23 protein-coding genes are annotated in these 24,796 nt (G+C 67.1%); 12 read left to right on the forward strand and 11 right to left on the reverse strand.

Features of this window, described 5'->3' with window-relative positions:
- Nucleotides 1-45: 45 nt before the first annotated feature.
- The 12 genes from EV655_RS08680 (at nucleotide 46) to EV655_RS08735 (ending at nucleotide 11,100) form a co-directional block, all read left to right on the forward strand.
- On the forward strand, nucleotides 46-852 hold the full coding sequence (locus EV655_RS08680; RefSeq protein WP_132543860.1) for a glycosyltransferase family 2 protein: 807 nt from the start codon (nucleotides 46-48) through the stop codon (nucleotides 850-852).
- The gene (locus EV655_RS08685; protein ID WP_424511308.1) at nucleotides 849-1,166 is read left to right on the forward strand and encodes a lipid-A-disaccharide synthase N-terminal domain-containing protein; all 318 of its coding nucleotides are present in this window, start codon (nucleotides 849-851) and stop codon (nucleotides 1,164-1,166) included. Before EV655_RS08680 ends, EV655_RS08685 begins: the two co-directional genes overlap by 4 nt.
- 55 nt (nucleotides 1,167-1,221) lie before the next feature.
- The gene (locus EV655_RS08690) at nucleotides 1,222-2,604 is read left to right on the forward strand and encodes an ArnT family glycosyltransferase (RefSeq protein ID WP_165905309.1); all 1,383 of its coding nucleotides are present in this window, start codon (nucleotides 1,222-1,224) and stop codon (nucleotides 2,602-2,604) included.
- The gene (locus tag EV655_RS08695; RefSeq protein ID WP_132543864.1) at nucleotides 2,601-3,464 is read left to right on the forward strand and encodes a phosphatase PAP2 family protein; all 864 of its coding nucleotides are present in this window, start codon (nucleotides 2,601-2,603) and stop codon (nucleotides 3,462-3,464) included. The genes EV655_RS08690 and EV655_RS08695 overlap by 4 nt, the downstream gene beginning before the upstream one ends.
- Before the next feature lie 378 nt (nucleotides 3,465-3,842).
- A complete protein-coding gene (glnH, locus tag EV655_RS08700; protein ID WP_132543866.1) occupies nucleotides 3,843-4,580 on the forward strand; it encodes a glutamine ABC transporter substrate-binding protein GlnH in 738 nt (245 codons plus the stop codon).
- 69 nt (nucleotides 4,581-4,649) lie between these two features.
- A complete protein-coding gene (glnP, locus tag EV655_RS08705) occupies nucleotides 4,650-5,306 on the forward strand; it encodes a glutamine ABC transporter permease GlnP (protein ID WP_132543868.1) in 657 nt (218 codons plus the stop codon).
- Nucleotides 5,303-6,031: a glutamine ABC transporter ATP-binding protein GlnQ gene (gene glnQ, locus EV655_RS08710; RefSeq protein WP_132543870.1), complete on the forward strand. Its 729-nt coding sequence runs from the start codon at nucleotides 5,303-5,305 to the stop codon at nucleotides 6,029-6,031. Before glnP ends, glnQ begins: the two co-directional genes overlap by 4 nt.
- Entirely contained in the window at nucleotides 6,021-7,052 is a 1,032-nt protein-coding gene (locus EV655_RS08715; RefSeq protein WP_132543872.1) for a C45 family autoproteolytic acyltransferase/hydrolase, read from the forward strand. Before glnQ ends, EV655_RS08715 begins: the two co-directional genes overlap by 11 nt.
- Nucleotides 7,053-7,146: 94 nt before the next feature.
- Nucleotides 7,147-7,926 (forward strand): MurR/RpiR family transcriptional regulator, encoded by a 780-nt coding sequence (locus EV655_RS08720; protein WP_132543874.1) that lies wholly within the window; start codon nucleotides 7,147-7,149, stop codon nucleotides 7,924-7,926.
- A gap of 284 nt (nucleotides 7,927-8,210) precedes the next feature.
- Nucleotides 8,211-9,215, forward strand: a complete 1,005-nt coding sequence (locus tag EV655_RS08725) for a DctP family TRAP transporter solute-binding subunit (protein WP_132543876.1) — start codon at nucleotides 8,211-8,213, stop codon at nucleotides 9,213-9,215.
- A 69-nt stretch (nucleotides 9,216-9,284) separates the two neighbouring features.
- Nucleotides 9,285-9,776 carry a TRAP transporter small permease gene (locus tag EV655_RS08730; protein WP_132543878.1) on the forward strand — a complete coding sequence of 164 codons (492 nt, stop codon included), beginning with the start codon at nucleotides 9,285-9,287 and terminating at the stop codon, nucleotides 9,774-9,776.
- The gene (locus EV655_RS08735) at nucleotides 9,769-11,100 is read left to right on the forward strand and encodes a TRAP transporter large permease (RefSeq protein WP_132543880.1); all 1,332 of its coding nucleotides are present in this window, start codon (nucleotides 9,769-9,771) and stop codon (nucleotides 11,098-11,100) included. The genes EV655_RS08730 and EV655_RS08735 overlap by 8 nt, the downstream gene beginning before the upstream one ends.
- A gap of 231 nt (nucleotides 11,101-11,331) precedes the next feature.
- Here the strand turns inward: EV655_RS08735 and acmB are convergent, their stop codons facing one another.
- The 11 genes from acmB to EV655_RS08795 all read right to left on the reverse strand — a co-directional run bounded on the left by acmB (nucleotide 11,332) and on the right by EV655_RS08795 (nucleotide 24,796).
- The gene (gene acmB, locus EV655_RS08740; RefSeq protein WP_132543882.1) at nucleotides 11,332-12,537 is read right to left on the reverse strand and encodes a methyl acetate hydrolase AcmB; all 1,206 of its coding nucleotides are present in this window, start codon (nucleotides 12,535-12,537) and stop codon (nucleotides 11,332-11,334) included.
- Nucleotides 12,538-12,690: 153 nt separating this feature from the next.
- The gene (locus EV655_RS08745) at nucleotides 12,691-13,722 is read right to left on the reverse strand and encodes an NADP-dependent oxidoreductase (RefSeq protein WP_132543884.1); all 1,032 of its coding nucleotides are present in this window, start codon (nucleotides 13,720-13,722) and stop codon (nucleotides 12,691-12,693) included.
- 237 nt (nucleotides 13,723-13,959) lie between these two features.
- Nucleotides 13,960-15,015, reverse strand: coding sequence for a hypothetical protein (locus EV655_RS08750; protein ID WP_132543886.1), 1,056 nt, complete (start codon nucleotides 15,013-15,015; stop codon nucleotides 13,960-13,962).
- Between the two features lie 310 nt (nucleotides 15,016-15,325).
- Nucleotides 15,326-15,691 carry a NifB/NifX family molybdenum-iron cluster-binding protein gene (locus tag EV655_RS08755; protein ID WP_132543888.1) on the reverse strand — a complete coding sequence of 122 codons (366 nt, stop codon included), beginning with the start codon at nucleotides 15,689-15,691 and terminating at the stop codon, nucleotides 15,326-15,328.
- A 2,163-nt stretch (nucleotides 15,692-17,854) separates the two neighbouring features.
- On the reverse strand, nucleotides 17,855-18,985 hold the full coding sequence (locus EV655_RS08765) for a protein-glutamate methylesterase/protein-glutamine glutaminase (protein ID WP_132543892.1): 1,131 nt from the start codon (nucleotides 18,983-18,985) through the stop codon (nucleotides 17,855-17,857).
- A 1-nt stretch (nucleotide 18,986) separates the two neighbouring features.
- The gene (locus EV655_RS08770) at nucleotides 18,987-19,883 is read right to left on the reverse strand and encodes a CheR family methyltransferase (protein WP_132543894.1); all 897 of its coding nucleotides are present in this window, start codon (nucleotides 19,881-19,883) and stop codon (nucleotides 18,987-18,989) included.
- An 18-nt stretch (nucleotides 19,884-19,901) separates the two neighbouring features.
- The gene (locus EV655_RS08775) at nucleotides 19,902-20,378 is read right to left on the reverse strand and encodes a chemotaxis protein CheW (RefSeq protein WP_132543896.1); all 477 of its coding nucleotides are present in this window, start codon (nucleotides 20,376-20,378) and stop codon (nucleotides 19,902-19,904) included.
- Complete coding sequence (locus EV655_RS08780; protein WP_132543898.1) at nucleotides 20,375-22,021, reverse strand: methyl-accepting chemotaxis protein; 1,647 nt, start codon at nucleotides 22,019-22,021, stop codon at nucleotides 20,375-20,377. Before EV655_RS08780 ends, EV655_RS08775 begins: the two co-directional genes overlap by 4 nt.
- A gap of 2 nt (nucleotides 22,022-22,023) precedes the next feature.
- A complete protein-coding gene (locus EV655_RS08785) occupies nucleotides 22,024-22,494 on the reverse strand; it encodes a chemotaxis protein CheW (protein ID WP_132543900.1) in 471 nt (156 codons plus the stop codon).
- Nucleotides 22,494-24,431, reverse strand: coding sequence for a chemotaxis protein CheA (locus EV655_RS08790; protein ID WP_132543901.1), 1,938 nt, complete (start codon nucleotides 24,429-24,431; stop codon nucleotides 22,494-22,496). The genes EV655_RS08785 and EV655_RS08790 overlap by 1 nt, the downstream gene beginning before the upstream one ends.
- Nucleotides 24,428-24,796 (reverse strand): response regulator, encoded by a 369-nt coding sequence (locus EV655_RS08795; RefSeq protein ID WP_132543903.1) that lies wholly within the window; start codon nucleotides 24,794-24,796, stop codon nucleotides 24,428-24,430. Before EV655_RS08795 ends, EV655_RS08790 begins: the two co-directional genes overlap by 4 nt.

Below are 24,796 nucleotides of genomic sequence, written 5' to 3' on the forward strand. Positions count from 1 at the left end.
AACCGTCTGGCAGGCCGCTTCGGGAATGTCGGCTGAGCAGCGGTGATGATCTCTATAGTAATACCTGCCCACGACGAGGCCGAAAACGTCGAGTCGCTGATCCGCGAGATCCATGCGGCTTGCGCGGACTTGCCGTGCAAGGAGGTCATTGTCGTCGATGACGGGTCGCGCGATGGCACGGGCGATATCGTGCAGGGGCTGCGGTCCGAGTTTCCCTGGCTTCGTCTCGTCCGTCACGACCGGGCGGGCGGCCAGTCCGCCGCGGTTCACAGTGGGGTCGCGGCCGCAAAGGGCGAGATCATCTGCACACTTGACGGTGATCTCCAGAACCCGCCCGCAGAGATTCCGCGCCTGGTCGCGCCGTTCCTGAAGGGCGATGCCGACCCGGCGCTGGGACTTGTTGCGGGACAGCGGGTCAAACGGCATGATACCTGGTCGAAGCGCGCCGCCTCGCGCTTTGCCAACGGGCTTCGTGGCTGGGTGCTGTCGGACAATACGCGCGACACCGGATGCGGGCTCAAGGCGTTCCGCCGGGACGCCTTTCTCGCGCTGCCGTTCTTCAATCACATGCACCGATACTTGCCGGCGCTTTTTTCCGCGCATGGCTGGACGATTGCGCATGTCGACGTCTCCCACCGCGCCCGCGTCGCTGGCCGGTCGAAATACAGCAACCTGCAACGGGGACTGGTCGGGGCTTATGACCTTGTCGGGGTGGGCTGGCTGCTCCGCCGTAGGAAATCCGTGCGGCCAACGGAAGTCGCGCCGAACGGGCAGATTGTCATGCAAAAGGAAGCAAGGATGGACGCGCAGCCGGCCGTTCCGCGCAGAACCGAAAAGGAGAGCGCAGCGTGATCGAAGCGGCTCTCCAGTTCTTCGGGGTTGATACCCGTGCCGAACTTGTCTGGATCATGGTCGGCCTCGGGGCGCAGACCTTGTTCTCGATGCGGTTCATCGTGCAGTGGATCGCTTCGGAGCGGCAGAGCCGGTCTGTGGTGCCCGAGCTTTTCTGGTGGTTCTCGATCTTCGGGGGGATCACGCTGCTGGCCTATGCGATCCATCGCAAGGATCCTGTCTTCATTCTCGGCCAGGCGCTTGGGGTGATCATCTACACACGCAACCTCTGGCTGATCCATGCAGAAAAGCGTAGCCTCCGGCTGGAAACCTGAGCCGCTCGTCCTTGGACTTGCCGCGGTCGCCTTCATCACGATTTACAGGCTTGTCTTGCTGCCCCTGGCAACGACAGACCTTTTCGTGGACGAGGCGCAGTACTGGCAGTGGGGGCAAGAGCTTGATTGGGGCTATTACTCGAAGCCGCCGCTGATCGGCTGGGTGCTGCGCGCTGTGACCGACCTTGCGGGCAGCGACGGCCCGTTCTGGGTGCGGCTTCCCGGCGCGATCTTCCATGCGGCTGCAGCGGTCCTGATCATCGGGGTCGCACGGCGCTATGCCGATCCGGTCTCTGCCGCGTTCTGCGGGATCGCCTATCTTACCATGCCTGCGATCGGGGTCGGGTCGCTGTTGATCTCGACCGACACGATCCTGCTGCCGTTCTGGGCGGCCTCGGTCTGGTTATACTTGCGGCTGACCGATGGCCGCTCGGCGTTGGCCGCCGCCCTGCTGGGCCTGTGCCTGGGACTCGGGTTCCTGGGAAAATACGCCGCGATCTACTTTCCGCTCTGCGCCGCGCTGGGCGCGCTCTTCATCCCGGCGTCGCGGATCGCGGCGCGCGATGCCGCGATCGCGGCCGCGGTCTTCGCGGCCGTGGCCGCGCCCAACATCGTCTGGAACCTGCAGAACGACCTGATCACCGTGGCGCATACCGCCGACAATGTCGGTTGGATCAAGAAGCCGGGCCTTGCGCTGAATGACAGCGGGATGCTGCACTTCTTCGGGTCGCAGTTCATGGTCATGGGGCCTCTTCTGTTCGCGTCCTTTCTGCTGGCGGGCGTCTGGACAGTCGCCCGGGGCGACTGGCAGGCGCGCTGGCTGGTGTGGATGTCCGCGCCGATCCTAGCGATCGTGACGACGCAGGCGCTTTTGTCGAAAGCCTATGCAAACTGGGCCGTCACGGCCTATGTCGCCGCGATCCTGCTGACCGTGCCGTGGCTCTGGCGCCGGTCGCGGCGACTCCTCTGGGCGGCCTTGGGGGTCAACCTCGTGCTTGCGCTGGCGCTGCCGGTGGCGGTCACCCAGGCCACCCGGTGGCGCGTCGGGGGCGATCTGGTCTTCGAGCGCTATACCGGCCGGGCAGAGCTGAGCGAGCATGTGCTTTCCGCGGCAGCCGCGGCCGGCCTGACCGACATCGTCGCAGTCGAGCGGCAGGTCCTTGCCGATCTCTTCTACACCGCGCGCGACCGCGACGTGACGATCTTCAGCCTGCCTCCTGCGGGGCGGCCGAAGAATTTCTACGCGCAGCAGCACCCTTATCCCACAGGCCGCAGCACGCCTTCCCTTTTCGTGCGAATGGACGGCGGTGTGCTGCCCTGCGCTGATGCGGCCGAGGAACTTGGCCGCTGGACGCCGGGGCCCGGTGCCTATGACGGGCGGATGGTGCGCGTCTACCGCTTGCCGCCAAGTTGCCTTGCCGCAGGGGGCGGGGCATGAGCGTCGGGCGCGTTTTCCTTGTCGTCTGGCTGGCGGCCAGCCTTGTCTTCGCGGTCCTGCCGGGAATCGACCTTGCGGTGGCGCGAGTCTTTTTCGTCGAGGGCGAAGGCTTCGTTCTGGGCGACGTGCGCCAATTGCAACTGATCCGCGAAGGGTTGTGGAACCTGGCCAACCTCGTGGGCTTCGTTGCCCTGGCCTTCGGGATCCATGCCTTGTTGTCCCGGCGGACATGCCGGGTTCCGGGGCGCGTGTGGGGATATGCGGTCACGCTGATCCTTGTCGTGCCGATCGGGATCGTGAACGGGATCCTGAAGGAATTCTGGGGTCGCGCCCGTCCCGACGATGTGACCGAGTTCGGCGGCCCGCTGGCCTTCACCCCGCCATGGGAAATTGCCGGTCAGTGTGCCAGGAACTGCTCTTTCGTCTCGGGAGAGGCGGCGTCCGCTGCGACGATGGCCATCCTGATCGGCCTGTTCGCCTGGAACGCGGTGCCCGGCGGGCGGCGCCCGTATCTGGTTGCCGTCCTCGTCGCCATTGCCCTGGGCGCGGGGATGCTGCGGGTCTCGTTCGGGCGTCATTTCCTGTCGGACGTGCTGTGGGCCGACATCATCGTCCTGACGATGGCCTGGGCGCTTGCCCGGGCGTTCCGGCTGCGCGATGTCATCGATCGCATCACCTTCGGTGCCGTGGCGGCGGATGCACGGACGGCGGCGCATGATCTGGCGGCGGTTGCCCGCGCGTTTTCCCACTTTGCCAGGGCGCTTGCCCGCGAGCTACGCGCGGGGTCTGGCGGACGCGCCCCCAAGGTAGCGGATGCGCCCGAAAGCCGGGATGTCGACGCGACACCGCGCAAGACATAGAAACACCTTTCCGGTGCCGCCGTATTGGTTGAGAACCTGTGCTCGACCAAGGGTTGACCCGAAACCGTCGCGCCGGCAACAGCCATGGATGGCACCGTCATCCCCGATACCCCTTTCATCTGATGCGAGAGTCCGGCCGAACCTGCGCGAGCACGTCCCGGCGCAGTCCGCTCTTGCGTTGATGCTGCGACCGGACGGACGGCGACGTTGCAAGCCCCGGCCCGCTTTTTGTGCTTCTGGATGATCGAGTCTTTTACATGGAATCCTTGCGCGTTGCGGGCTGCGCAAAAGAACTTGCAAGGCCGCAACGCGCGTGGCACGGTCTGTTGCGTTGCAGAAAATACGCAAGAAAGTTTGCAAGCCAACAGGAGAGCAACCATGAAGTCCCTTGTGAAACTGGCCGTCGCGGCGACTCTCGCGCTGGGCGCGTCGCTGGCAGCGGCGGATGAACTGGTCGTGGCGACCGACACCGCCTTCGTGCCCTTCGAATTCAAGCAGGACGGCAAGTATACCGGCTTTGACATCGACATGTGGGACGCCATCGCCCAGGAAATCGGCATGGATTATGAACTGCAGCCGATGGATTTCGCGGGCATCATCCCGGCCCTGCAGACCGGCCAGGTCGACGTCGCGCTGGCCGGGATCACGATCAAGCCCGAGCGGCAGGAGGTGATCGATTTTTCCGACGGCTATTACGACAGCGGCTTTCGCCTGATGGTGCCCGCCGACAGCGAGGTCGACGACTGGGACGATCTGGCGGGCAAGACGCTGGCGGTCAAGACCGGCACCTCGGCGTCGGACTGGGCCGAGGCGAACCTGCCCGATACCGAGTTGCGCAAGTTCCCCAACATCGACAACGCCTATCTGGAACTGCGTACCGGCCGGGTCGACGCGGCGATGCATGACACGCCCAACGTGCTTTACTACATCGCGCAGGCCGGCAACGGCCAGGTCAAGGCGGTGGGCGGGCAGATGATGGCCCATCAATACGGCATCGGCTTTCCCAAGGGCAGCGCATTGGTCGGCCCGGTGAACGAGGCGCTGGCGAAGATGCGCGCGGACGGCCGCTATGACGCGATCTACGAGAAGTGGTTCGGCGCCAAGCCGGGCGAGTGATCCGCATCGCCCCCGGGGCCGGGCCAGGGCGCCCGGCCCTTGCCGTCCACCTGATCGCGGAGGTTTCCCATGGAAACGGACTGGTCCGTCGTCATCGACTACATGCCCGCACTGCTGGCAGGCGCAAAGACGACCATCTACATCACGGTTCTGGGCCTTGTCGGCGGGCTGCTTCTGGGAACCATCGCCGGCCTGATGCGGGCCTATGGCGGGAGCGTCCTCAACGCCATCGCCTTTGCCTATATCGAACTGATCCGCGGCACGCCGATCGTCGTGCAGGTGATGTTCCTCTACTTCGCGCTGCCGGTGCTGGCAGATATCCGCATCGACCCGATGTCGGCGGCGGTTCTGGCCATCGTGGTCAACGCGGGCGCCTATATCGCCGAGATCGTCCGGGGCGCGTTCCTGTCGATCGGCAAGGGGCTGAGCGAGGCGGGGCTGGCCATCGGCCTGCCGCACTGGAAGGTGCTGCTCTACATCGTCGGGCCGCTGGCCTTCCGCCGGCTGATCCCGCCGCTCGGAAACCAGTTCATCGTCAGCCTCAAGGATACCTCGCTCTTCATCGTGATCGGTGTGGGCGAACTGACCCGTACCGGGCAGGAGATCATGGCCTCCAATTTCCGCGCGGTGGAAATCTGGTCGGCGGTCGCAGTGATCTACCTGATCATGACCGGCAGCCTGACGCTGGTTCTGCGCACCATCGAGAGACGGATGAAAATCCTATGAGCATCATCCAGTTCCGCCAGACATCCAAGCATTTCGGCGCGCTCAAGGTGCTGGACCGCGTGGACCTGACCATAGACGAGGGCGAGGTGGTGGTGCTGATCGGCCCCTCGGGCTCTGGCAAGTCGACGCTTCTGCGCTGCATCAACGGGCTGGAGACGATCACCGGCGGCGACCTGATCGTGGACGGTCTCAGCGTCAAGGGCGGTGCCAGGCAACTGCGTGAAATCCGGCAGGAGGCCGGCATGGTCTTTCAGCAGTTCAACCTGTTCCCGCAACTGACCGCACTGGAAAACGTGGCCTTCGGACCGCGCAAGGTGCGCGGGCTGTCGCGGGCCGAAGCGCAGGAGACCGCCATCGACCTTCTGGACAAGGTGGGGCTGGCCGAAAAGGCGAACCACTATCCCGCGGAGCTTTCGGGTGGCCAGCAGCAGCGCGTGGCGATCGCCCGTGCGCTGGCGGTCAAGCCCAAGGTGATGCTGTTCGACGAGCCGACCTCGGCGCTCGACCCCGAGCTCAAGCAGGAGGTGCTGAACGTCATGCGCCGCCTGGCTGCCGAGGGCATGACGATGGTTGTGGTCACGCACGAGATGGCCTTTGCCAAGCAGGTCGGCACGCGGCTGATCTTCATGGAGCACGGCAAGATCGCCGTCGACGGCAACCCGCGCGAGGTGATCGACACGCCGCCGAACGCGCGGCTGAAGGACTTTCTGCAACATGTCGAGTGACGGCGCGCGCGACCTGGGCTGGCACCGCGCGGCCGGCACTCCCTACGACATCGGGGCGAGCCTCGGGGTGCGGGGGCGGTCATCGGTGCATCGCCACCTGCTCGCGAGTCCGATCTGGCACACGGTCAACGCTCCCGGCCATGGTGCGCGGCTCGACCGGCTGACGCGCAACACGCAGGACAGGTTCCCCGCCATCTGGGCCGAGATCGAGGGGCTGGCGGCGGGGCTGGACCTGCCGGTCACCCAAGTCATGGCCTGGAACTGCCGGGGCGATCTGCTGGCCTCGGTGCCCGACGGCTGCACCACGGTGCAACTGCCCGGCAGCGCCCCGCTGATCGCCCACAACGAGGACGGGCTGCCGTTCTTTCGCGGGGCATGCTTCATCGCGGAGGTCGCGCCCCAGGACGCGCCGGGCTTCATGGCGTTCTGCTATCCGGGCTCGCTGCCCGGCCATACCTTCGCCCTGACTGCGACGGGGCTGGTGCAGGCGGTCAACAACCTGCGCCTCGTGGGCGTGGACCCCGAAGTGCCGCGTATGGTCCTGGGGCGGGCGGTATTGCGGGCGGCGCAGCTTGGCCCGGCGCTCGACCTGCTGTCCGCGGCTCCGCCGGGCGGCGGCTTCCATTTCACGCTTGCCCAGGTTGGCGATACCCGGATTTGCAGCGTCGAGTTCGGCACCGGCCAACCGGCCGTGACCGAAATCGTGGTGCCGTCAGTTCATGCAAACCATGCGCTTCGGATGGCGGGGCCGCAGATCGTCACCGACTCGTCGCGCGACCGGCAGGCCCGGGGCGAGGCATTGTTGGCCGCCGGAACGCGCGATCCGCTGGCGATCCTGCAGGACAGGGCCGGGCCGGGCCTGCCGATCCGCCGTGATGCACCGGACGACCCCGATTGCGAGAACACGCTTGCAACGGCTCTTTTCCGCCTCGGCGCGGACAAGGTGGAGTGGACAATCCATGACAGGCTCAGCGACCGGCCGGCCTACCACGGCTGCCAGGCACCCCTCACCGCCGCCTGACACCGCGGACGAACTGCGCGCGTTGCTGCTGCGCATTTCACGGGGAGAGGCTGACATCCCGTTGGGGCCCAAGGCGCGGCGCGCTCTGGGGCAGATGCTCGACCTGCAGGGCGACCCGGCGCTCATCTCGATCACCACGCTGGGCGAGCGGCTGGGGGTCAACCCCTCGACGATCACCCGGCTGGCCCGCGCACTTGGCTACCCGGGCTTCGGCGCGCTGCAGGAGGTTCTGCTGCGGTCGCCCATGACCCCGGGCGCCTTCTACTCGCAGCAGGCGCGGCGGGCTCTCGATTCGGCCGACGCGCCCAGCCAGGCCAACGCGACGCGTCTGTGCCGGGAAAGCCAGGCCAACACCGACCGCCTGATCGACGCTTTCGATGCGCGGGCCTTTGATGAGGCGGTGCAGATGGTCGTCGCCGCGCCGCGGCTGTCCGTCTATGGCATCCGCCAGTTCCACGCCTTCGCGAGCTTTCTGGTCTACGGGCTGCGGCTGATCCGCTCGGATGTCAGCCTGCTCGACAGCAACGCGCTGGGCCAGGCCGAGGGCCTGGCGGCGCTCGGTGGGGATGACTTGCTGATCGTGGCCAGTTGCAATCCCTATTCGACCCCGGTCATCCGGGTGGCGCGCGCCGCCGCGGAAAAGGGTGTGCGATTGCTGGCGATCACCGACATGGCAAGCTCGCCCCTCTTGCGATACGCCGACGTCGCGCTTTTCGCGCCGCATCAGACGAGCTTCATCTCGAATTCGATGTCCACCTTCATTCTTGCCGCGGAATGTCTGATCAACGGCTGCGCCGCGGCCCGCCCCGAGGCCACGCGCCAGGCGCTGGAAGAGCGCGACCGGATGATCCGCGCCCTCGACATCGAGACGTGACCCATGGCGCCGGAGGTTCGCAGCTTCAGCCGCAGGCTGCCGCCTGTCCGGACCTGCGGCTTGCGCATCTGGCGCTGGCTGGCCCGATCCGCGTCGCGGGTTTGGCGGGCGCCGCAGAGGCGCGACTTCACGGGACCGGGATCGGCCTGAATGCATGGCGTCGCATCCGCGCATCGCGTCTTGTGCCCGGCGGAGGCTTCTGGTCTTGATATCGCCCGCGGGCCGGCAAGGACCGGTCCCCCATACCCGCCCGGAACGGGCGAGCGGAAAACCGGAGGAAATCGATGAAAGCTGGAACACTGGGCAGATGCGCTTTCGCCGCGATGGTCGCGGGCGCGATGATGGTCGGGGCCGCCTCGGCCGAGACGCTGCGCCTGTCGCACAATGTTGGCGACACGACCACCTGGCACAAGGGCGCCGAGAAGTTCAACGAGCTGATTTCCGCGGCAACCGGCGGCGAAATCGATGTGCGCGTTTTTCCCAACGCCCAGCTTGCGGGCGGCGACCAGATGAAGCAGGCCGAGATGATCGGCCGCGGCGCCCTGGACCTGGTGCTGACCTCGGCGATCAACGTGACGCCCCTGGTGCCCGAGATGGCGGTGTTCTCGCTGCCCTACCTGTATTCCTCTTACGAGGAAGTGGACGCGACCACCCAGGGCGAGGCCGGTCAGATGATGGCCGACATCCTTCTTGAGAAGGGCATTGTCGTGCTTGCCTGGGGCGAGAACGGCTTTCGCGAGGTCACCAACAATGTCCGCCCGATCACGTCGCCCGACGACATGAAGGGACTGAACATGCGCGTCGCGGGGCCGATGTATATCGACGTGATGAACGCGCTCGGCGCCAACCCGCAACAGATGCAGTGGTCGGAAACGCTGACCGCGCTGCAACAGGGCGTGGTCGACGGGCAGGAAAACCCGATCGGCGCGGTGATCATCCCGCAGCAGGTCTACGAGATGCAGAAATACCTGACCACCTGGCACTATTCCTACGACCCGATCTTCCTTGGAATCTCGAAGGCCAAGTGGGACAGCTATGACGCCGGGATGCAGGAAAAGCTGCGGACTGCCGCGCTTGAGGCCATGGAATACCAGCGCGAGATCACCCGCGAGGGAACCGCCAGCGGCATCGATTTCCTGACGGAGAAGGGGATGGAGATCCACGAACCCAGCCCCGAGGAACTGCAGGCCTTCCGCGAGGCGACCAAACCCGCCTTTGACCAGTGGGCGGCAAAGGTTGGCCCGGAAATCGTCGCGGCGTTCCAGTCCGCCATCGAGGCGGTTGAATAACGCCCGGTCAAGGGTGGGCCCGCCGCGGGCGGGCCTGCCCCTTTCCGCGCCCCACAACGAGGCAATCCGATGCGTTTCCTTCTCGACGAGGCGGAAAAGATCGTCTGTGCCGCCCTGTTCCTGGGCATGACCGCGATCGGCTTTGCCAATGTGGTGGTGCGCTATGGCACCAATTACTCGCTGGCCGCGACAGAGGAACTGCTGACCAACGGCTTTCTGCTGCTGACCGTCTTTGGCGCGGCCATCGCCGCCCGCCGGGGCGAGCATCTGGCGGTGACGCTGGTCCATGACCTGCTGCCGCGCCCCCTGCAGAAGCCGCTTTTCGTGCTTTCCGCCGCCCTGTCGGTGGCTCTGCTGGCGCTGTCGGCGTGGTTCGCCTGGGCTACGCTGACGAACCAGATCGACAGCGGCATCCGGTCCTACGCGCTGGGGCTGCCCGCCTGGTACTATCAGGCCGCGGTGCCCTTCGGCTTTGCGCTGATCCTGATCCGCCATCTGCAACACGCGCTTGACGTGCTGCGCGGCCTGGACGGGGCAGCTCCGGATGTTCCCCATGTCTGACCTGATTCCCGGCCTCGGCGCGGGCACCGAGATGGTGATCCTGTTCTTCCTGCTGATGGCGCTGCGGGTGCCGGTGGCCTTTTCGCTGGGCCTCTCGGCGATCTACGCCATGTGGCAGATCGGCTTCGGCCTCGACCTTGCCGGAGACCTGATCTCGGCCGGTGTGACCAAGTTCTCGCTGCTGGCCATCCCCTTCTTCATCCTCGCGGGCACGCTGATGGGAACGCTGGGCATTGCCGAACGCATGATCCGCTTCTTCCGCGTGCTGATCGGATCGACACCCGGCGGCATGGGCGTCGTCGGAACGGTGGTCTGCCTGTTCTGGGGCGCGGTCAGCGGCTCGGGGCCTGCTTCTGTTGCGGCGATCGGGCCGATGATCGTCAAGGGCATGGAGGAGGACGGCTACTCCCGCGCCTATGCCGCGGGGCTGGTCTGCACGGGGGCCGCGCTGTCGATCGTGATTCCGCCCTCGATCGGGCTGGTGATCTATGGCGTGATCGCGGAAACCTCGATCTCGCAGCTTTTCATCGCGGCGATCATCCCCGGCCTGTTCATGGGGCTGATGATGCTGGCAACCCTTCCCTTCGCCCGGCGCGAGGGGCCAGCCGGCAGCCCCGCGCTGGACGCGCTGAGCCCCGCGCCCCATGCCGGACTGCCCTATGGCACGCGGCTCTGGCTGGCGTTCCGGCAGGCGTTCTGGGGGCTCGTCACGCCGCTGGTGATCCTCGGCGGGATCTACTCGGGCATCTTTACCCCCACCGAGGCCGCCCTGGTTGCCACAGTCTATGCGCTGGGGGTGGGCGCGTTTGTCTACCGCACGCTTTCCTTCCGCGGCCTCTACGAGGCGCTTGCCGATGCGGCGGCATCATCGGCGGTGGTGATGCTGGTCGTGGCCTATGCCGGGCTTTTCGGCTGGGTGGTCACGGTTGAGGATCTGGTTGGCACCTATTCCGAGGCGCTTCTGGGCCTCAGCGGCAACGAATGGGTGATCCTGCTGGTCATCATGCTGGTGCTGCTGGTCGCGGGGATGTTCATGGACGCGATCACGGTGATGTTCATCTCGTTGCCGATCTTCCTGCCGGTGATGCGGGAAATGGGCTGGGATCCGGTCTGGTTCGGCGTGGTGGTCATGGTGAACCTTGCCATCGGGTTGTTCACGCCCCCGGTGGGCATCAACCTTTATGTCGCAGCGAACGTCACGCGCCTGTCGATCGAACGCATCGCGCGGGGTGCGGTGCCGTTCCTGCTGGCCAGCCTTCTGGGACTGGCCGTGATTGCCAGCCTGCCATCGCTGTCACTCACGCTGGTCGAGGTGCTGCGCTAGGTCGGGGCCGGGCTGACAGCACCGCTGCGGGGGCCTTTGCAGCGGCTCCCGAACCCCGCTCGTCGACGGGCGGCTGGGGCTGCCGTCAAGGCAGCAGCGGCCGTCCTGCTGCTTTAGCACGGCCATGATCGAAGGTGATGCGCCGGAACTCCGGCTTTCGAATGTCCCTTGGCCACCCGCCCCCTTGCCAAGGCGCCCGCCGCCGTCTGAACCGCCGGCGGGCGTGGCGCGTCATGCCGCGCGGGTTGTCCTCAGCCTGTCATAGAAGGCCGTCTCGAAGTCGAGATAGCCTCCGAAGGAGACCGGGTCGCCGAAGGGCAGGATCTGGGTGGCCCAGAAGCCGCCGAACCCGTTCTGCCGGTCGATCCAGTAGAAAAGGTTGGCCAGTCCCGCCCAGCCGATCGCGCCCGCAGGCCGGCCGGTCGGCGCCTCGTCTTCGTTGACCATGAAGCTGTAGGACCAGCCCTTCTTCAGGCCCGGAAAGAACTCGGCATCGTTCGACAGCGACGGGATCACGCCGGGCAGCATCACCACCTTCTGGTGCGGCTGAAGGCCGTTCTGCACCGCCATCGCGACCGTCTCGGGTCTCAGCACCGGGCCGTGCGGCCCCATCCCGTCGTTCAGCCACATCCGGATGAACTTCATGTACTCGCCCACCGTGCCGTAAAGCCCGTGCCCGGCCATGTCGATCTGGGGATTGTCGGGCAGCGCGAAGTCGAGCGGGGTCAGCGACCCATCCGCGTTTCGGGCATGGACCGTCGCGGTCCGCGCCTTCATGTCATCGGTGCGGGTGAAGGCCATGTCGGTGATCCCCAGCGGCGCAAACACCCGCTCGGCCAGCACCTCGGACAGCCGCCTGCCGCGGATACCCTCGACCACCTGGCCCGCCCAGTCGATGTTGCTGCCATATTCCCATCGGGTGCCGGGGTCGAACAGCAGGGGCGTCATCAGCGACGCGTGGCTGGCGGTCACCACCGAGGGCTGGCCGTGTTCCGAGGCCATCCTGAGGTAATTCTGGTTGAAGAAATCGTAGCCGAACCCAGCCGTGTGCAGCATCAGTTGCCGCGTGGTGATGTCGGAACCCGGCGGGCGCAGGCGCGGGGTGCCGTCCGCATCGAACCCGTCCAGCACCTGCAACTCGCCGATCGCCGGGGCATACTCCTTTGCCGGCGCGTCGAGGTCCAGCAGGCCCTCCTCGACGCATTGCAGAACCGCCGTCCCGCCGATCGCCTTGGTGGTCGAGAAGATGGCAAAGACCGTGTCGGTCGTCATCGCCGCCCCGGTGCCCATATCGCGGACACCGCGCGCGCCCTCGTAGACATTGGCCTCGCGGTCGGTGACCATCGCCACCACACCCGGCACACGCCCCGCCGCATCGCCCGCCGTCACGCCGTCGAGCACCGCATCAAAGCCTGGTTTCCATCCGTTCGTGTCCATCGTTTCCTCCCTTGGTTTTCCAATCCTGCCCCGGCTGCTTTCGACCACCCGGGCAAGGGCTCGATGCATATCGAAGCCTTCACATCCTTTTCCTGCCACCTGATGCGGGCGAAGGACCGGCAGTTCTGTCGCGAAACGGAAGGTTTTCCGGCCTCACGCGACCCTGACGACCATCTTGCCGAAATTCCGCCCGGCCAGCAGATCGTTGAGCGCTGCGGGCGCCGCCTCCAGCCCTTCGACGATCTGCTCCCTGTAGTGGATGCTGCCCTCGGCAAGCCACCGGGACATGTCCCGGATGAAATCGTCATGGGTGCTGTCGGGGAAGCTGTCGAAGATGATGAAGCCCTGCATCTTCACCTTCATCCTCAGGATCGTGCCCATGATGGCGGGGCCGTGATCGGGCCCCTCGGGCAGTCCCGCGAGGTTGTACCACGACACCACGCCGCAGACGGGCACTCGTGCAAACGGGTTGAGCAAAGGCAGGACGGCATAGAGAACCTTGCCGCCCACATTCTCGAAATAGACGTCGATCCCGTCCGGACAGGCGGCGGCCAGTCGCGCGGCGAAATCCTCTGCCCGGTGGTCGATGCAGGCATCGAACCCGAGCGTATCGGTCACATGGGCGCATTTCCCGGCCCCGCCCGCGATGCCGACCACGCGACAGCCCCTGATGCGCGCGATCTGCCCCACCGTGGCGCCGACCGGCCCCGAGGCGGCCGCGACCACCACGGTTTCGCCCGGTTTTGGCTCGCCGATCTTCAAGAGCCCCGCATAGGCAGTATAACCGGGCATCCCGAGGATGCCGAGCGACCACGAGGGGTTCTCGGGGGCCTGTCCCAGGTTCAGCACGCCGGTGCCATCGGACAGGGCATAGTCCTGCCAGCCGCTGCCGGCCAGGACATGGTCGCCCGGCGCGAACCCTTCGAGGCTGGAGGATACGACCTCGGCGATCACCTGTCCTGTCATCACCTCGCCGATCTCCACCGGCTTCGCATAGGATTTGGCGTCGTTCATCCGCCCCCGCATGTAGGGATCAAGCGAAAGATGGAGCGTGCGCAGCAGCATCTGCCCCTCACCCGGACAGGGCACCTGCGTTTGCTCCAGGCGCAAGGTCCTCTCGTCGGGCAATCCCCTGGGCCGCTCCGCAAGAACGAAGCGGCGGTTGGTCTCGGCTGTCTGCGGCATCCGATGCTCCCTGACCTCGATATCTCGTCGGACTATAGGCTGAATCACTCCTCCGCACAGGGCCCCACCCTGGGTCGCCGGGCGCGGGCGGGTCGCAGGAGAGCCATTCGTCCTCTGCAGAGGCAGCCAGGAACCCCACCGGCGTCTGGCGCCCTTTGCGGTGCGCCATCCTGCTCGAACCGAGGCCGCTTCAACGGCATCGCCGTCCCGAAGCGCCCCCCTTCGATCTGCGCGGCGTCACATCTCCCCCGCCGGGCGGAGTTCCTCCGGCAGTAGCGCGGTCGGGAGAAGTCCGCCAACCGGATCGCTCAGAACCTCCGCGGCCAGGCGCTCCCGCTCGTTGCCGTCCTCCGTCAGGGCGATGATGCGCCCCAGGTCGTGAGTCAGCCGATCTTCCCCGACAAGCCCGGCAGAATGAAGTTTTCGCAGTTCATCGGCGACCTCGGCCGCGTAATCCCCAAGACCCAGCGCGCCGAGGGATCCGCCGGTCGCCAGATCCTCGCGCACGGCATGGGCAAAGGCAAAGAGCACCACCTGGCTCAGCGCATCCCCCGCCGTTTCGCCGCGCGAAATCCGTTCGCCAACCAGCGCCTCGCCCGCAAAGGTAAGCTCCATCCCGAACCCCGCGAGAACGTCGCGGATGCCGTCCATGACCTCGGACTCGACGCCGTGTGACAGGGCAACCCCGCCCGTGGCGGCCGGCGCGCCGCCCAGATCCTCGGTGAACGCCTTGGTCAGCTTGCGGTCGGGGCGCGCCGGACGGGGCCGGGGCATCTCGGCGGGGGCGGGTGCTGCGCCGGTCTCCGCACCCGGGTCCTCGATGCTGTTCTCTGCGGCGCCGTCGGAAGGCGCGTCCGCCACCCGCGCCGCGGCTTGGGGTGCCGTTGCCGTGGTCTCGTCCAAGGCAACGGCTGCCGGGCCTTCGGCATCCGCGGCCTGTGGCGCCGTGACGGGCACCTCGGGCGCGGCCTGTGGCGCGGGCGGGGTAGAAAGCGCGGTCTCGGATGCCGCCTCCGGCTCGGTGCCGCAATCGACGGCAAGCCCTGCTGGCGTGGGTTTCAGAAGCAGGGCGGGCCGCGCCCCGAAAACCCGCGCAAGGAAAAACGGCCGGCGCTGGATTTCCTCGACCAGCCCCCGGCCAACGAGCGTGGCGAGCGGCCGGGCAACCTCGAGCCCGCGCCCGCGAGCCCGGACCGAAAGTGCGTCGCGGTCGACGGTGCCGCTTTCGGCATCGAGCTCGCGGATGACAGCCAGCAGGGCCCGTTCGGCCCGGTCGAGCGGAATGTTCTTCATAGGCGCCTCGCAGGAAATGGGCCCGCGACCTCGCAGATCGGGCGCACAGCGTCAATCCGGCCGATCGAAGTTTGCGGCGCGGCCATTCCTTCAATGTTTCGTCCCTCAGGGAGTCGCAGGACCCACCGGCCCATCCTCGGCAAAGCCGCACAGTTGCGCAACACTGCACGTGTCGCATGGGCGATCAGGATGATGTCCCGGCTTCCGGTTGTCGAGATTTGACTGGCAGCGCGGGGCCCGCTTTCCCGGCGCGGTCATGGAAGGGTGCCGGCCTCGCGCAGAACGAACGCGCCCGCGGTGAGCGGCGCCCTCAGTCGTGAGAGCACCCCGCGTCGTCGTGATCGTGCGGGGCGCCGGGTGCGAGGCGGCCTTCAACGAAGGCCAGCGCGGCGGCCGCCGGATCGGTTTCCGATGTGGCGACCGCGGCGATGCCACGGGCGGCCATGCGCCGGGCGAAGCCGTCGCCGACGCTGCCGGCGATGATTGCGGCCACATCATAAAGCGGGTGATGACCCTCGCCGCGGAACTCGTGGATCGACATGTCCTTCGGAAGGTCAAGCCGGTCCACCTCGCGAGCGGGCTCGCCCGGCACGGCCTCGAAGATGAAGAACCGGCGCGTCCGGCCGACATGAGATGTCACATTGCGGAAGTTCTGGCTGGCGACGGCGATACGCATTGAAGGCTCCTTTGGATGGGCGGGAAGGGATGGCACAAGACCCTGGCAGGGGAAACACTTTTACCCGCGGCGATGCTGGATCAGGCATGGCCGCGCATGGCCCCCTTTGGCCTGTCCGGCGTCGCGGCGCCGGCATGCTGCGGCGGGTCGTCCCGGACGACTGTCCGCAGGTGGCCGGACCGGTCCAGGCGCGCAAGGCGAACGGGAAAGCGGTTGTCGAAACATCCTTGTACCTTGGCGGCAGCGGCAGATCGGGCGGAGCGGCCTGGAATGGGCATCCGCCCGCCCTGTTGTCGCCGGCAGCGGGGTGGACCCATTTTATGAGATACCGACAAAGGCGCGCGGTCTGTGACTCCATCACGAAAACCGATGGATTTTGTCGGGATCGCGCCATCCCGGCCGGCCCCGTCGCGTGGTCCGAGGGGCTTGGGGCTGGTTTGAACGCCGTGCCCGGCCGCCCGGAGATCGGGGTGGGTTTTTTGTCGGGCGTCCGCTCGCGCGGGCCTCAGAAAAAGATGTCCAAAGCCTCCGCCTCCCGCGCTACGACATCCTGCCGAGGGAGGGCGAGGCCGTGATCGCTGCAGAACGCAAGGTGGATGTCGCGTTCCTCATCCATCGAATACCTGACCCAGATGGATGCCAGCACCTCTTCGATCGCGGGCCCGGGCATGAGGGGCGGGATCTCTCTGGCCGCCATGGACCTGACTTCCACGTTGAGGCGGGCGACTTCGGCGCGCATCGCGTTGCACGTGGCGGGAACCGTCCTTCTGAGATTCGCGACCAGGTCGCCGGTTCTTTCCGTCACGAGGCGACCGGCATGGAACACGTCATCAAGTTCCCGTGCGGCGATCGCGCCGCGGTCTTCGATCTCGGCGATCGCGCGGGCGGCGCCGCCACGGATATCCTCGATCAGTTCGGAGATACGGACGCTGCTTGCGACCAGTGCGTCGACGACCGCGCGAAGCTCCAGCGCGGACTCGGCCGCGAGCAGCCGCAACTGGCCGGCGATTTCCCTGAGCGCGTCGCCTTCCTCGGCAAGTTCCGAACTGGCCAGTACCGCGTTCGTGCCGACGAGGCGAAGATCCTCGGCCAGTGAGGACATGTCACCCAGAACCCGGCGCAGATCGGTCATGCGGCCCATCACTGCCTCTGCGGAGCCAAGCAACCGCTCGCGCCGCGCCCTGAGGCCGTCGACCGCCGCTTGCGCCCGATCAACGCCGGCAAGCAGCGTTTCGAAGGCGCGAACCCTCTCGTCGGTCGTCGCGGCGCCCTGCAGGCCTGCAATTTCCTCGAACCGGACCACGCCATCGGCCAACGCATGGGTAATCCGGGCCGTTTCGGCATCGAGATCGGCGAGCGCCCCTGCGAACTGCGCATCTGCAAGCGCAACCAGACCGGCCGCCCCCGGCACGGTCGTGGCGTCGCGCAGGATCTGTTCGGCGTGGTCGATCCGCTGGCTCGCGCGGTCGCCCGACTGCAGGCTGACGATCACGGCCTCGAATTCCGCCCGGAGGGTGTCGAGATGGTCGGCAAGCCGGCGTCCGAAGGCCGCTTCGTTCCGGCGATCGCCTCCGAAGGCCGCGACCGCCCGGCCAAGAGCGTCGAAGCCCGGAAGCAGGCGGGATGCTTCGGCACGCAGGTCGGGGAAGGCACGCCGGGTCAGTGCGCCGAGTTCGCCGGTCGTGCCGCAAACTGTCGCCTCGACGCTGTTCAGGATGGCCGAGGAACTGTCGAGCAGAACGCGCGCGTTGTCCGCAAAGCTCTCAAGGCGGGTATGGCGTGGGCGCAGCGAAAAGACGTGGATTCGCGCATTCGTGGCGACGAATCGCATCATCTTCAGGTTGCGGGCGACACTTGTCACCTTGCCGTTCAGCGCCTCGACATTGCGCCGAAGCGCGTCGATGTCGGCGCTGCGGCGCGCGAGGTCCACATCAAGCCCCTCAACCGTGCGCGTCAGGTCGCTTGCATAGGTTCCCACCGCCTCGATCACGGCGGGCGCCTGGTCGGCCAGCACGCCGAGCGGCGCGTGAAGTTCGCCAAAGCGATTGTCCATCGCGATGAGCGAGTCCCCGGCGGCGAGGAAAACCCGCTCGAGGTCGGCGCGAAGCGCGCCGAAGTCCGGATGTTCTCCGGTCGTCGGGGGCGTGGGGCGTGCGCGCGCCGTCACGATGCGACCCTTGCATCGCCCTGGCCGACGCGCGAAACGATCTCGCTTGCGATCCGGTCGAGCGGAAGGCTCTCGCTGGCGGCGCCGAGTTCCACCGCCGCGCGCGGCATGCCGTAGACCACGCACGAGACTTCGTCCTGGGCGATCGTCCAGGCCCCGGCGGCGTGCATCTCGGCCAGCCCTGCCGCCCCGTCATCGCCCATCCCGGTCAGCAGGACGCCCAGTGCGGACGGCCCGGCACCCTGCGCCACCGAGCGGAAAAGAACGTCGACCGAGGGACGGTGGCGCGCGACGCAGGGGCCATTCCGCAGCTCGGCGCGGAAGGCCTTGCCCGCGGGGCGCAGCACGAGATGGCGGTCGCCGTGGGCGATCACCGCCTGGCCGGGAAGCAGGATGTCGCCGTCCTCGGCTTCCTTGACCGAGATCCTGCAAAGCGTGTTCAGCCGTTCGGCGAAAGCACGGGTAAAATGTTCGGGCATGTGCTGGACCACGGCGATCGGCGGCAGGCCCAGGGGCAGCCGTTCCAGGACCTCGCGGACGGCCTCGGTGCCGCCGGTCGAGGCGCCGATCGCGATCACCGGCGGACCGGCGACACCGCTGCGCGCGGGGGCTGGCGGCAGGATCACGTCCGCGGTCAAGCGTTCTCCAGGGGCAAGCGCGCGCAGCCGCCCGGCGTTTCGCCGCGCGCCCCTGGCCGCGGCGCCGGTCCCGCTCTGGTAGGCGGCGTGGATTGCGTCGCAGATGCGGATCGCCGCCTCGCGCCGTTCCTCGGGCGTGGCGATGCTGGGCTTGGCCAGCACCTCGGCCGCGCCGAATTCCAGCGCCTTCAGCGATGTGTGCGAGCCCGACTCGGTCAGGGACGAGATCACGACCACCGGCATCGGGCGCTGCGACATGATCTTCTTCAGGAAGGTCAGCCCGTCCATTCGCGGCATCTGCAGATCCAGCAGCAGCACGTCGGGCAGCCGTTCGCGCATCATGTCGGCGGCCTGGAACGGATCGGTGGCGGTGCCGATCAGTTCGAGGCCCGGATCCTCGGCTATGAGCTTCTTGAAGGCGATGCGGATCGAGGCGCTGTCGTCGATCACGAGGACGCGAACGGGGTCCCGCCGGTCTCTGGCCTGCATGTCACACCACCCTTCTGAAGGTTGCCGGCGCAATCTGGGCCAGGGTCGGGCTCTGCGCGATCATCGATTCCGAATGGCCGAGATAGAGCACACCCCCCGGCACGATATGGTTTGCCACACGCTCGACGATGCGCGCCTGGTCTTCGGCCGAGAAGTAGATCAGCACGTTCCGCAGGAAGACGATGTCGATATCGTGGTCCAGCGCGTAGTTGTCGTCGAGAAGGTTCAGTTGCTCGAAACGGACGTGGCGGCGCAGTTCCGGCACGATCCGCGCATGCCCGATCTGCGCCCCCTGTCCCTGCATCGTCCAGCGCGCGCGAAGCTCGGGGGGCACCGGGGCAAGGATCTGGTCGGAATAGATCGCGCGCCGCGCGGTGCCGATCACCCTTGTGTTGATGTCGGTGGCGAGGATTGCCCACGCAAAGGCGCCCGCGGCACGCGCGTATTCCCCTGCGCAGATCGCCATCGTCCAGGCCTCGGCCCCGGTCGAGGCCGCTGCGGACCACATCTTGACCGGACGGTGCGTGCCGCCGCGCCGCGCGATCGCCTGCGGCAGCGCCTCGGCCGTCAGGTGTGCGAAATGCGAGGGTTCGCGGAAGAAATCCGTCTTGTTGGTGGTCACGGCGTCGAAGATTTCGGTCCGCTCGGCATCAAGCGCGCCGTCCCGGAACAGGTGCCGCATGTAGTCCTCGAGCGTTGCATAGCCAAGTTCGACCATGCGCCGGCGCAGCCGCCCGGCCACCATCATCCGCTTGCTCGGGGCCAGCCGGACACCGATCTCGGCCTCGACATAGGCTGCGAACCGGCCGAAGATGTCACCCGCAGGGTGCGCGCCTTTCGGTGCGCCTGCCGCGCCGGGCTTTGGCCCTTGTCCTTCGGCTTGCAGAACTGAGTTCATGGTCCCCGTCCGTTAAGTTCACGCCACCGATGCCGCCGCGGGAGCGCCCGCAGGAAAGGTCGCGAAAAGCCGGTCGAGATCGAGCAACGTGACGAACTCGCCCTCGCGCCGGCCGATCCCCTTGACCAGCCGATGATCCCAGTTCAGCAGATCTGCCTCGGGCACGGGCTCGACCCGGTCGTCGTCGAAGGCCGCAACCTCGAATACCCGGTCGGTGCGCAGCGCGACCTGGGCGCGTCGCCCCGCGGTCTCGACCCACAGCACGACGATCCGCGTTGCGTCGTCCTCGGCGGCACTTGGCAGCCCCAGCACGGCGCGCAGGTCGACGACCGAAACTCCGGCGCCACGGACATCGATCACGCCCATGACATGGGCCGGCGCGTTCGGGATACGCGAGATCCGCCGCCGGTCTAGGATCTCCTGCACCCTGCCGACGGGGACGGCGAACCGCTCGTCCCCGACGCCCAGCGTCACGACCTGGCCGATCCCGGTCATGCGGCGCTCTCTTTCTTCCAGTCGCGCATGAACTGCGCGTCAAGCTCGTCCGCGTCCTTGCCCATGTCGAAGTCGAAGCCCATCGGCGTGCCCTTCTTCGCGGGCGCCTTTCTCGCGGCCACAGGCGCGGGGGCGCGGGCCGGCGCGGCGGCATCGGTCACCCGGAAATAGGAGATCGAGGACTGCAACTGCTCGGCCTGGCTGGCCAGTTCCTCGGCGGTCGCCGACAGTTCTTCGGAGGCCGACGTGTTCTCCTGCGTGACCTTGTCGAGCTGCTGGATCGCCATGTTGACCTGGGCGGCCCCGGTCGCCTGTTCCTGGTTCGAGCGCGAGATTTCGGTGACCAGGTCCGAGGTCCGCTCGATGTCGGGCACCAGGCTGGTCAGCATCTCGCCGGCCATCTGGGCCGCCTTGACCGTGCTGGCCGACAGCGACGAGATCTCGCCCGCGGCGCTCTGGCTGCGTTCGGCAAGCTTGCGCACCTCGGAGGCCACCACCGCGAAGCCGCGGCCATGTTCGCCGGCGCGCGCCGCCTCGACCGCGGCGTTCAGCGCCAGAAGGTCGGTCTGGCGCGCGATCTCCTGCACGACCATGATCTTCTCGGCGATGGTCTGCATCGCCTCGACCGCCTGTTTCACCGCCGCACCGCTTTCGCGGGCATCGTTGGCCGCCTTGCGGGCGGTCTTCTCGGTCTCGTTGGCGTTCTCGGCGTTCTTCTCGATATTGGCGGCCATCTGCTCCATCGAGGCCGAGGCCTCTTCGGTCGAGGAAGCCTGTTCGGTCGCGCCCTGGCTCAGTTCCTCCGATGTCGAGGCCATCTGTTCCGCCCCCGACGACACGTTGCGCGCGGCACCGTTCACCTCGGTCACCACCGAGCGCAGCTTTTCCGACATCCGGTTCAGCGCGTTCAGAAGGTCGGTGATCTCGTCATTGCCGCTGGCCTGCGCTGTCCGGGTCAGGTCGCCCTCGGCGACGGACCGGGCCAGGCTGTTGGCGCGGTTGAGCCCGCGGCTGGTGGTCACGAGGATCCAGGTGGCGGCGATGGTGCCGATGGTCACAGCGCCGATCAGCAGCATGATCGCAAGCGTGCGGGCGTCCTCGTACCGGTTCTGGGCGTTCGCCACGGCGACGTCCTTGGCCTCGAGGTTGCGGGTGCGCATGGCCTCGAGTTCGCCTTCCATCTCCTTCCAGATCGTCTGCCCTTCGCTCGCAAGAAGGCGGTAGGCCTGAAGATCCTCGCCCGAGTCGGCCAGTGCCATCGCGCGGCGCGAGACGTCGCCGATCTTGGCGTAGATCCCGAGATAGACCTCGACCTGCGCGCGGCCTTCCTCGGTCGCGATGCCGCGCAATTCTTCGACCATGGCGTTGTGGCTGACGCGGAAGGCGTCCATCCGGTCCTTGATCTCGGCGATCACGGCGGGGTCCTCGGCGAGGATGTACTCGCGCACGTCGCGCTGGATGCGCAACTGTTCGGCGGCGATCGACTGGGTCAGTTCGATCCGCTTGGCGTCGACATTCACCAGTTGTTCGAGCCGGGTGTTCATTGCCGACAGGTCCTTGAGCGTCAGGCCGATGCCGACGGCGGACATGCCGATCAGCACGATGAAGGCCGAGGCCAGCTTGACTTTGATCGTGAGGCGCATTTTCAGATTTCCTTGTCGTATTGGGGGGTGCCGGAAGCGGTGCCGAGCGAGGCGGCATAGATCCGCTCCAGATCCGGCAGGATCACGAAGCCGGCATCGGTACGGGCGATGCCGGACAGGAATTCGGGCGGCCATTTCATGCCCACCTCGGGGATGTCGCCGAGGGCGGCATCGTCGATCTCGGTCACGTCGAGCACGCGGTCGGCGATGACCGCGACCGTTGTCTGTTCGCCCGCCACCGGTACGTCGAGCACCAGCATCCGTGTGTGCTCGTCCGGCTCGGCCCGCGTCATGCCAAGCGCGACGCGCAGGTCGGTGAGGGGGATCACCGCGCCGCGCACATTGATAAGCCCGAAGGCAAAGCGCCCGGCGCGGGGCACCCGCGTGACCGGCACGGGTTCGAGGATCTCGCGCAGGTTCCGCGTCGGAACGGCGAGCGTCTCGCCCGAAAGGGTCAGGGTCACGACCTGCATCACGCCGCTCCTTGCTGAATACGCATCCGGTCTTCCAGTGTCCGGCCGAGCGAGATCAGGTGCCCGACATCGAGGATCAGCGCGACCTTGCCGTCGCCCAGGATCGTCGCGCCCGAGAATGCCTTGACCCCGGCATGGACGCGCGACAGCTGCTTGATGACGGTCTGGGCGTTGGACACGATCCGGTCGACCACCAGGCCGACGCGGCCGTTTAGCCCCGCGACGATCACCACCTTCTGAAACTCCGACCGGGGGCCCGGCGTCTCGAACACGTCCGCAAGCCGCAGGAAGGGCACCAACTCGCCGCGGATGTCGAGAAAGCTCGACCGGCCGCTGCCGGAGATCAGGTCATGGGGCAGCTCGACACATTCTTCCACCGCCGAAACGGGGATCGAGTAGCGCTCGCCGCCGACATCGACGAGCAGCCCGTCGGCGATGGCCAGCGTCAGCGGCAGGCGCAACGTCACGGTGGTGCCGTGACCGGGTTCGCTGTCGACATCGATCTGGCCGCGCAGGCTCTGGATCGCGCTGCGGACCACGTCCATGCCGACGCCGCGGCCCGACAGTTCGGTTACCGTTGTCGCAGTCGAGAAACCCGGCTCGAAGATCAGCCGGTAGAGATCGGGGCCCGATACGGTCGAGCCCGGCGGCAGCAGATCACGCTCGATCGCGCGGTTGCGCAGCCGCTCGTCGTCAAGCCCGCGCCCGTCGTCGTGGATGCGGATATGCACCTCGGCACCCGCATGGGCCGCGCTCAGCGAGATCGTGCCCGAATGCGGCTTGCCCGCCGCGGCGCGCGCCTCGCCATTCTCCAGCCCGTGATCGGCGGCGTTTCTCAGGATGTGGACCAGCGGATCGGTGAGCACCTCGATCACGGTCTTGTCGAGTTCGGTCTCGCCGCCCGAACAGGCGCACTCCATGGGCTTGCCGAGTTGTTCCGAAAGGTCGTGGACCAGGCGGCGGAAGCGGCCGAACAGGTTGCCGATCGGTACCATGCGGATCGACATCGTGGTTTCCCGCATGCCCGACGCAAGGCGGCGGATATCCTCGGCGACGGCCATGAGAGTGGCGTCGCGCAGCGTCTGCGACAGGTCGTGAAGCCGCGATTCGGCGATCACCAACTCGCCCACCCGGTCCATGATCTCGTCAAGCCGGGTCGTGGCGACGCGCATTGTGGCATGCTCGGCGGCGCCGCGCCTCTCGGGCCGCGCGGTGGCACTGTCCGGCGCGGTGTCGACGGTTGTCGCGGCCGCTTCCTGGCCGAAAGGTTCTACCGTCAGGGTCAGGTCGTCGCGCACGAATAGGAAGACTTCGTCGATCGCCTCGCGGCTGACCGGCGCTGCGACCACCACGGTCCAGGACATCTGCGGCGCCAGCGGGTTAAGCGTCTCGAGCGGCGGCAGGCCGGAAAGGTCGCAGTTCACGCGCACATGGCCGGGCGCCAGCGCCTCAAGCTCGCTCAGCAAGGCGGGCACGTTCGTTCCCAGCCCCAGTGCATCGGGGCCCAGGGCAAAGTCGATGCGCCAGCCCACCTCGGCCAGGCTTTCCGGGGCGTCGCCGGGCGTCTTGTCCAGGGCGGCGGCAAGGCGGTCAAGGATCGGGGTGTTGCCGGGGCTTGCGGCCGAGGGGTTTTCCAGCAGCGCGCCGATCTGGTCGCAGGCCTGCAGCGCGACGCGGATCAGCGGGTCGCTTGCGGTGCCGCCGGGCTCGCGCAGCGCCTCGAACGCGGTCTCGAAACCGTGCAGGAAATGCGCAAGCTCGACATGGCCGAACATCGCGCCCGATCCCTTGAGCGTGTGCAGGTCGCGGAACAGCGCGTCGATCAGGTCGCGATTGTCCGGCGCCTCGGCAAGGTCAAGGAGGTTGCGTTCGATCCCGGCCTGCAGTTCGGCCGCCTCGGCCAGAAATACAGAGTCTGCATCTTCGTCCTGGGTCATGCGCCCACCATCCTTTTCACCACGGTCAGAAGCTGCGTCTGGTCGAAGGGCTTGGTCATCCAGCCCAGCGCACCGGCGGCCTTGGCCGCCTGGCGCAGGTCGTCGCGCGTTTCGGTGGAGAGAAAGACGATCGGTACGCCGCGCGCGTCCGGGCGGGCGCGATAGCTGCGGATGAAGGACAGCCCGTCCATGCGCGGCATGTTCTGGTCGGTCAGGATCGCGTCGGGTCGCGCATGGTCGAGCGCCGACAGCGCCTGCTCGCCGTCGCCGGCCTCGAGCACCTGATAGCCTGCGCCCGTGAGCGTCTGCTTGACCATCTGCCGCACGGACGGCGAGTCGTCGACGATGAGGATTGTTTTCGCCAT

The organism is Rhodovulum euryhalinum (assembly GCF_004342445.1).
GTDB lineage: Bacteria > Pseudomonadota > Alphaproteobacteria > Rhodobacterales > Rhodobacteraceae > Rhodovulum > Rhodovulum euryhalinum.

Coding starts and splice junctions, on each gene's coding strand:
- EV655_RS08695 (WP_132543864.1), top strand. CDS start 2,601: ATGAGCGTCGGGCGCGTTTTCCTTGTCGTCTGGCTGGCGGCCAGCCTT.
- EV655_RS08730 (WP_132543878.1), top strand. CDS start 9,285: ATGCGTTTCCTTCTCGACGAGGCGGAAAAGATCGTCTGTGCCGCCCTG.
- EV655_RS08715 (WP_132543872.1), top strand. CDS start 6,021: ATGTCGAGTGACGGCGCGCGCGACCTGGGCTGGCACCGCGCGGCCGGC.
- acmB (WP_132543882.1), bottom strand. CDS start 12,537: ATGGACACGAACGGATGGAAACCAGGCTTTGATGCGGTGCTCGACGGC.
- EV655_RS08755 (WP_132543888.1), bottom strand. CDS start 15,691: ATGCGTATCGCCGTCGCCAGCCAGAACTTCCGCAATGTGACATCTCAT.
- glnP (WP_132543868.1), top strand. CDS start 4,650: ATGGAAACGGACTGGTCCGTCGTCATCGACTACATGCCCGCACTGCTG.
- EV655_RS08720 (WP_132543874.1), top strand. CDS start 7,147: ATGCTCGACCTGCAGGGCGACCCGGCGCTCATCTCGATCACCACGCTG.
- EV655_RS08780 (WP_132543898.1), bottom strand. CDS start 22,021: ATGCGCCTCACGATCAAAGTCAAGCTGGCCTCGGCCTTCATCGTGCTG.
- EV655_RS08735 (WP_132543880.1), top strand. CDS start 9,769: ATGTCTGACCTGATTCCCGGCCTCGGCGCGGGCACCGAGATGGTGATC.
- EV655_RS08785 (WP_132543900.1), bottom strand. CDS start 22,494: ATGCAGGTCGTGACCCTGACCCTTTCGGGCGAGACGCTCGCCGTTCCG.
- EV655_RS08770 (WP_132543894.1), bottom strand. CDS start 19,883: ATGAACTCAGTTCTGCAAGCCGAAGGACAAGGGCCAAAGCCCGGCGCG.
- glnQ (WP_132543870.1), top strand. CDS start 5,303: ATGAGCATCATCCAGTTCCGCCAGACATCCAAGCATTTCGGCGCGCTC.
- EV655_RS08750 (WP_132543886.1), bottom strand. CDS start 15,015: ATGAAGAACATTCCGCTCGACCGGGCCGAACGGGCCCTGCTGGCTGTC.
- EV655_RS08775 (WP_132543896.1), bottom strand. CDS start 20,378: ATGACCGGGATCGGCCAGGTCGTGACGCTGGGCGTCGGGGACGAGCGG.
- EV655_RS08795 (WP_132543903.1), bottom strand. CDS start 24,796: ATGGCGAAAACAATCCTCATCGTCGACGACTCGCCGTCCGTGCGGCAG.
- glnH (WP_132543866.1), top strand. CDS start 3,843: ATGAAGTCCCTTGTGAAACTGGCCGTCGCGGCGACTCTCGCGCTGGGC.
- EV655_RS08765 (WP_132543892.1), bottom strand. CDS start 18,985: ATGCAGGCCAGAGACCGGCGGGACCCCGTTCGCGTCCTCGTGATCGAC.
- EV655_RS08790 (WP_132543901.1), bottom strand. CDS start 24,431: ATGACCCAGGACGAAGATGCAGACTCTGTATTTCTGGCCGAGGCGGCC.
- EV655_RS08680 (WP_132543860.1), top strand. CDS start 46: ATGATCTCTATAGTAATACCTGCCCACGACGAGGCCGAAAACGTCGAG.
- EV655_RS08745 (WP_132543884.1), bottom strand. CDS start 13,722: ATGCCGCAGACAGCCGAGACCAACCGCCGCTTCGTTCTTGCGGAGCGG.
- EV655_RS08725 (WP_132543876.1), top strand. CDS start 8,211: ATGAAAGCTGGAACACTGGGCAGATGCGCTTTCGCCGCGATGGTCGCG.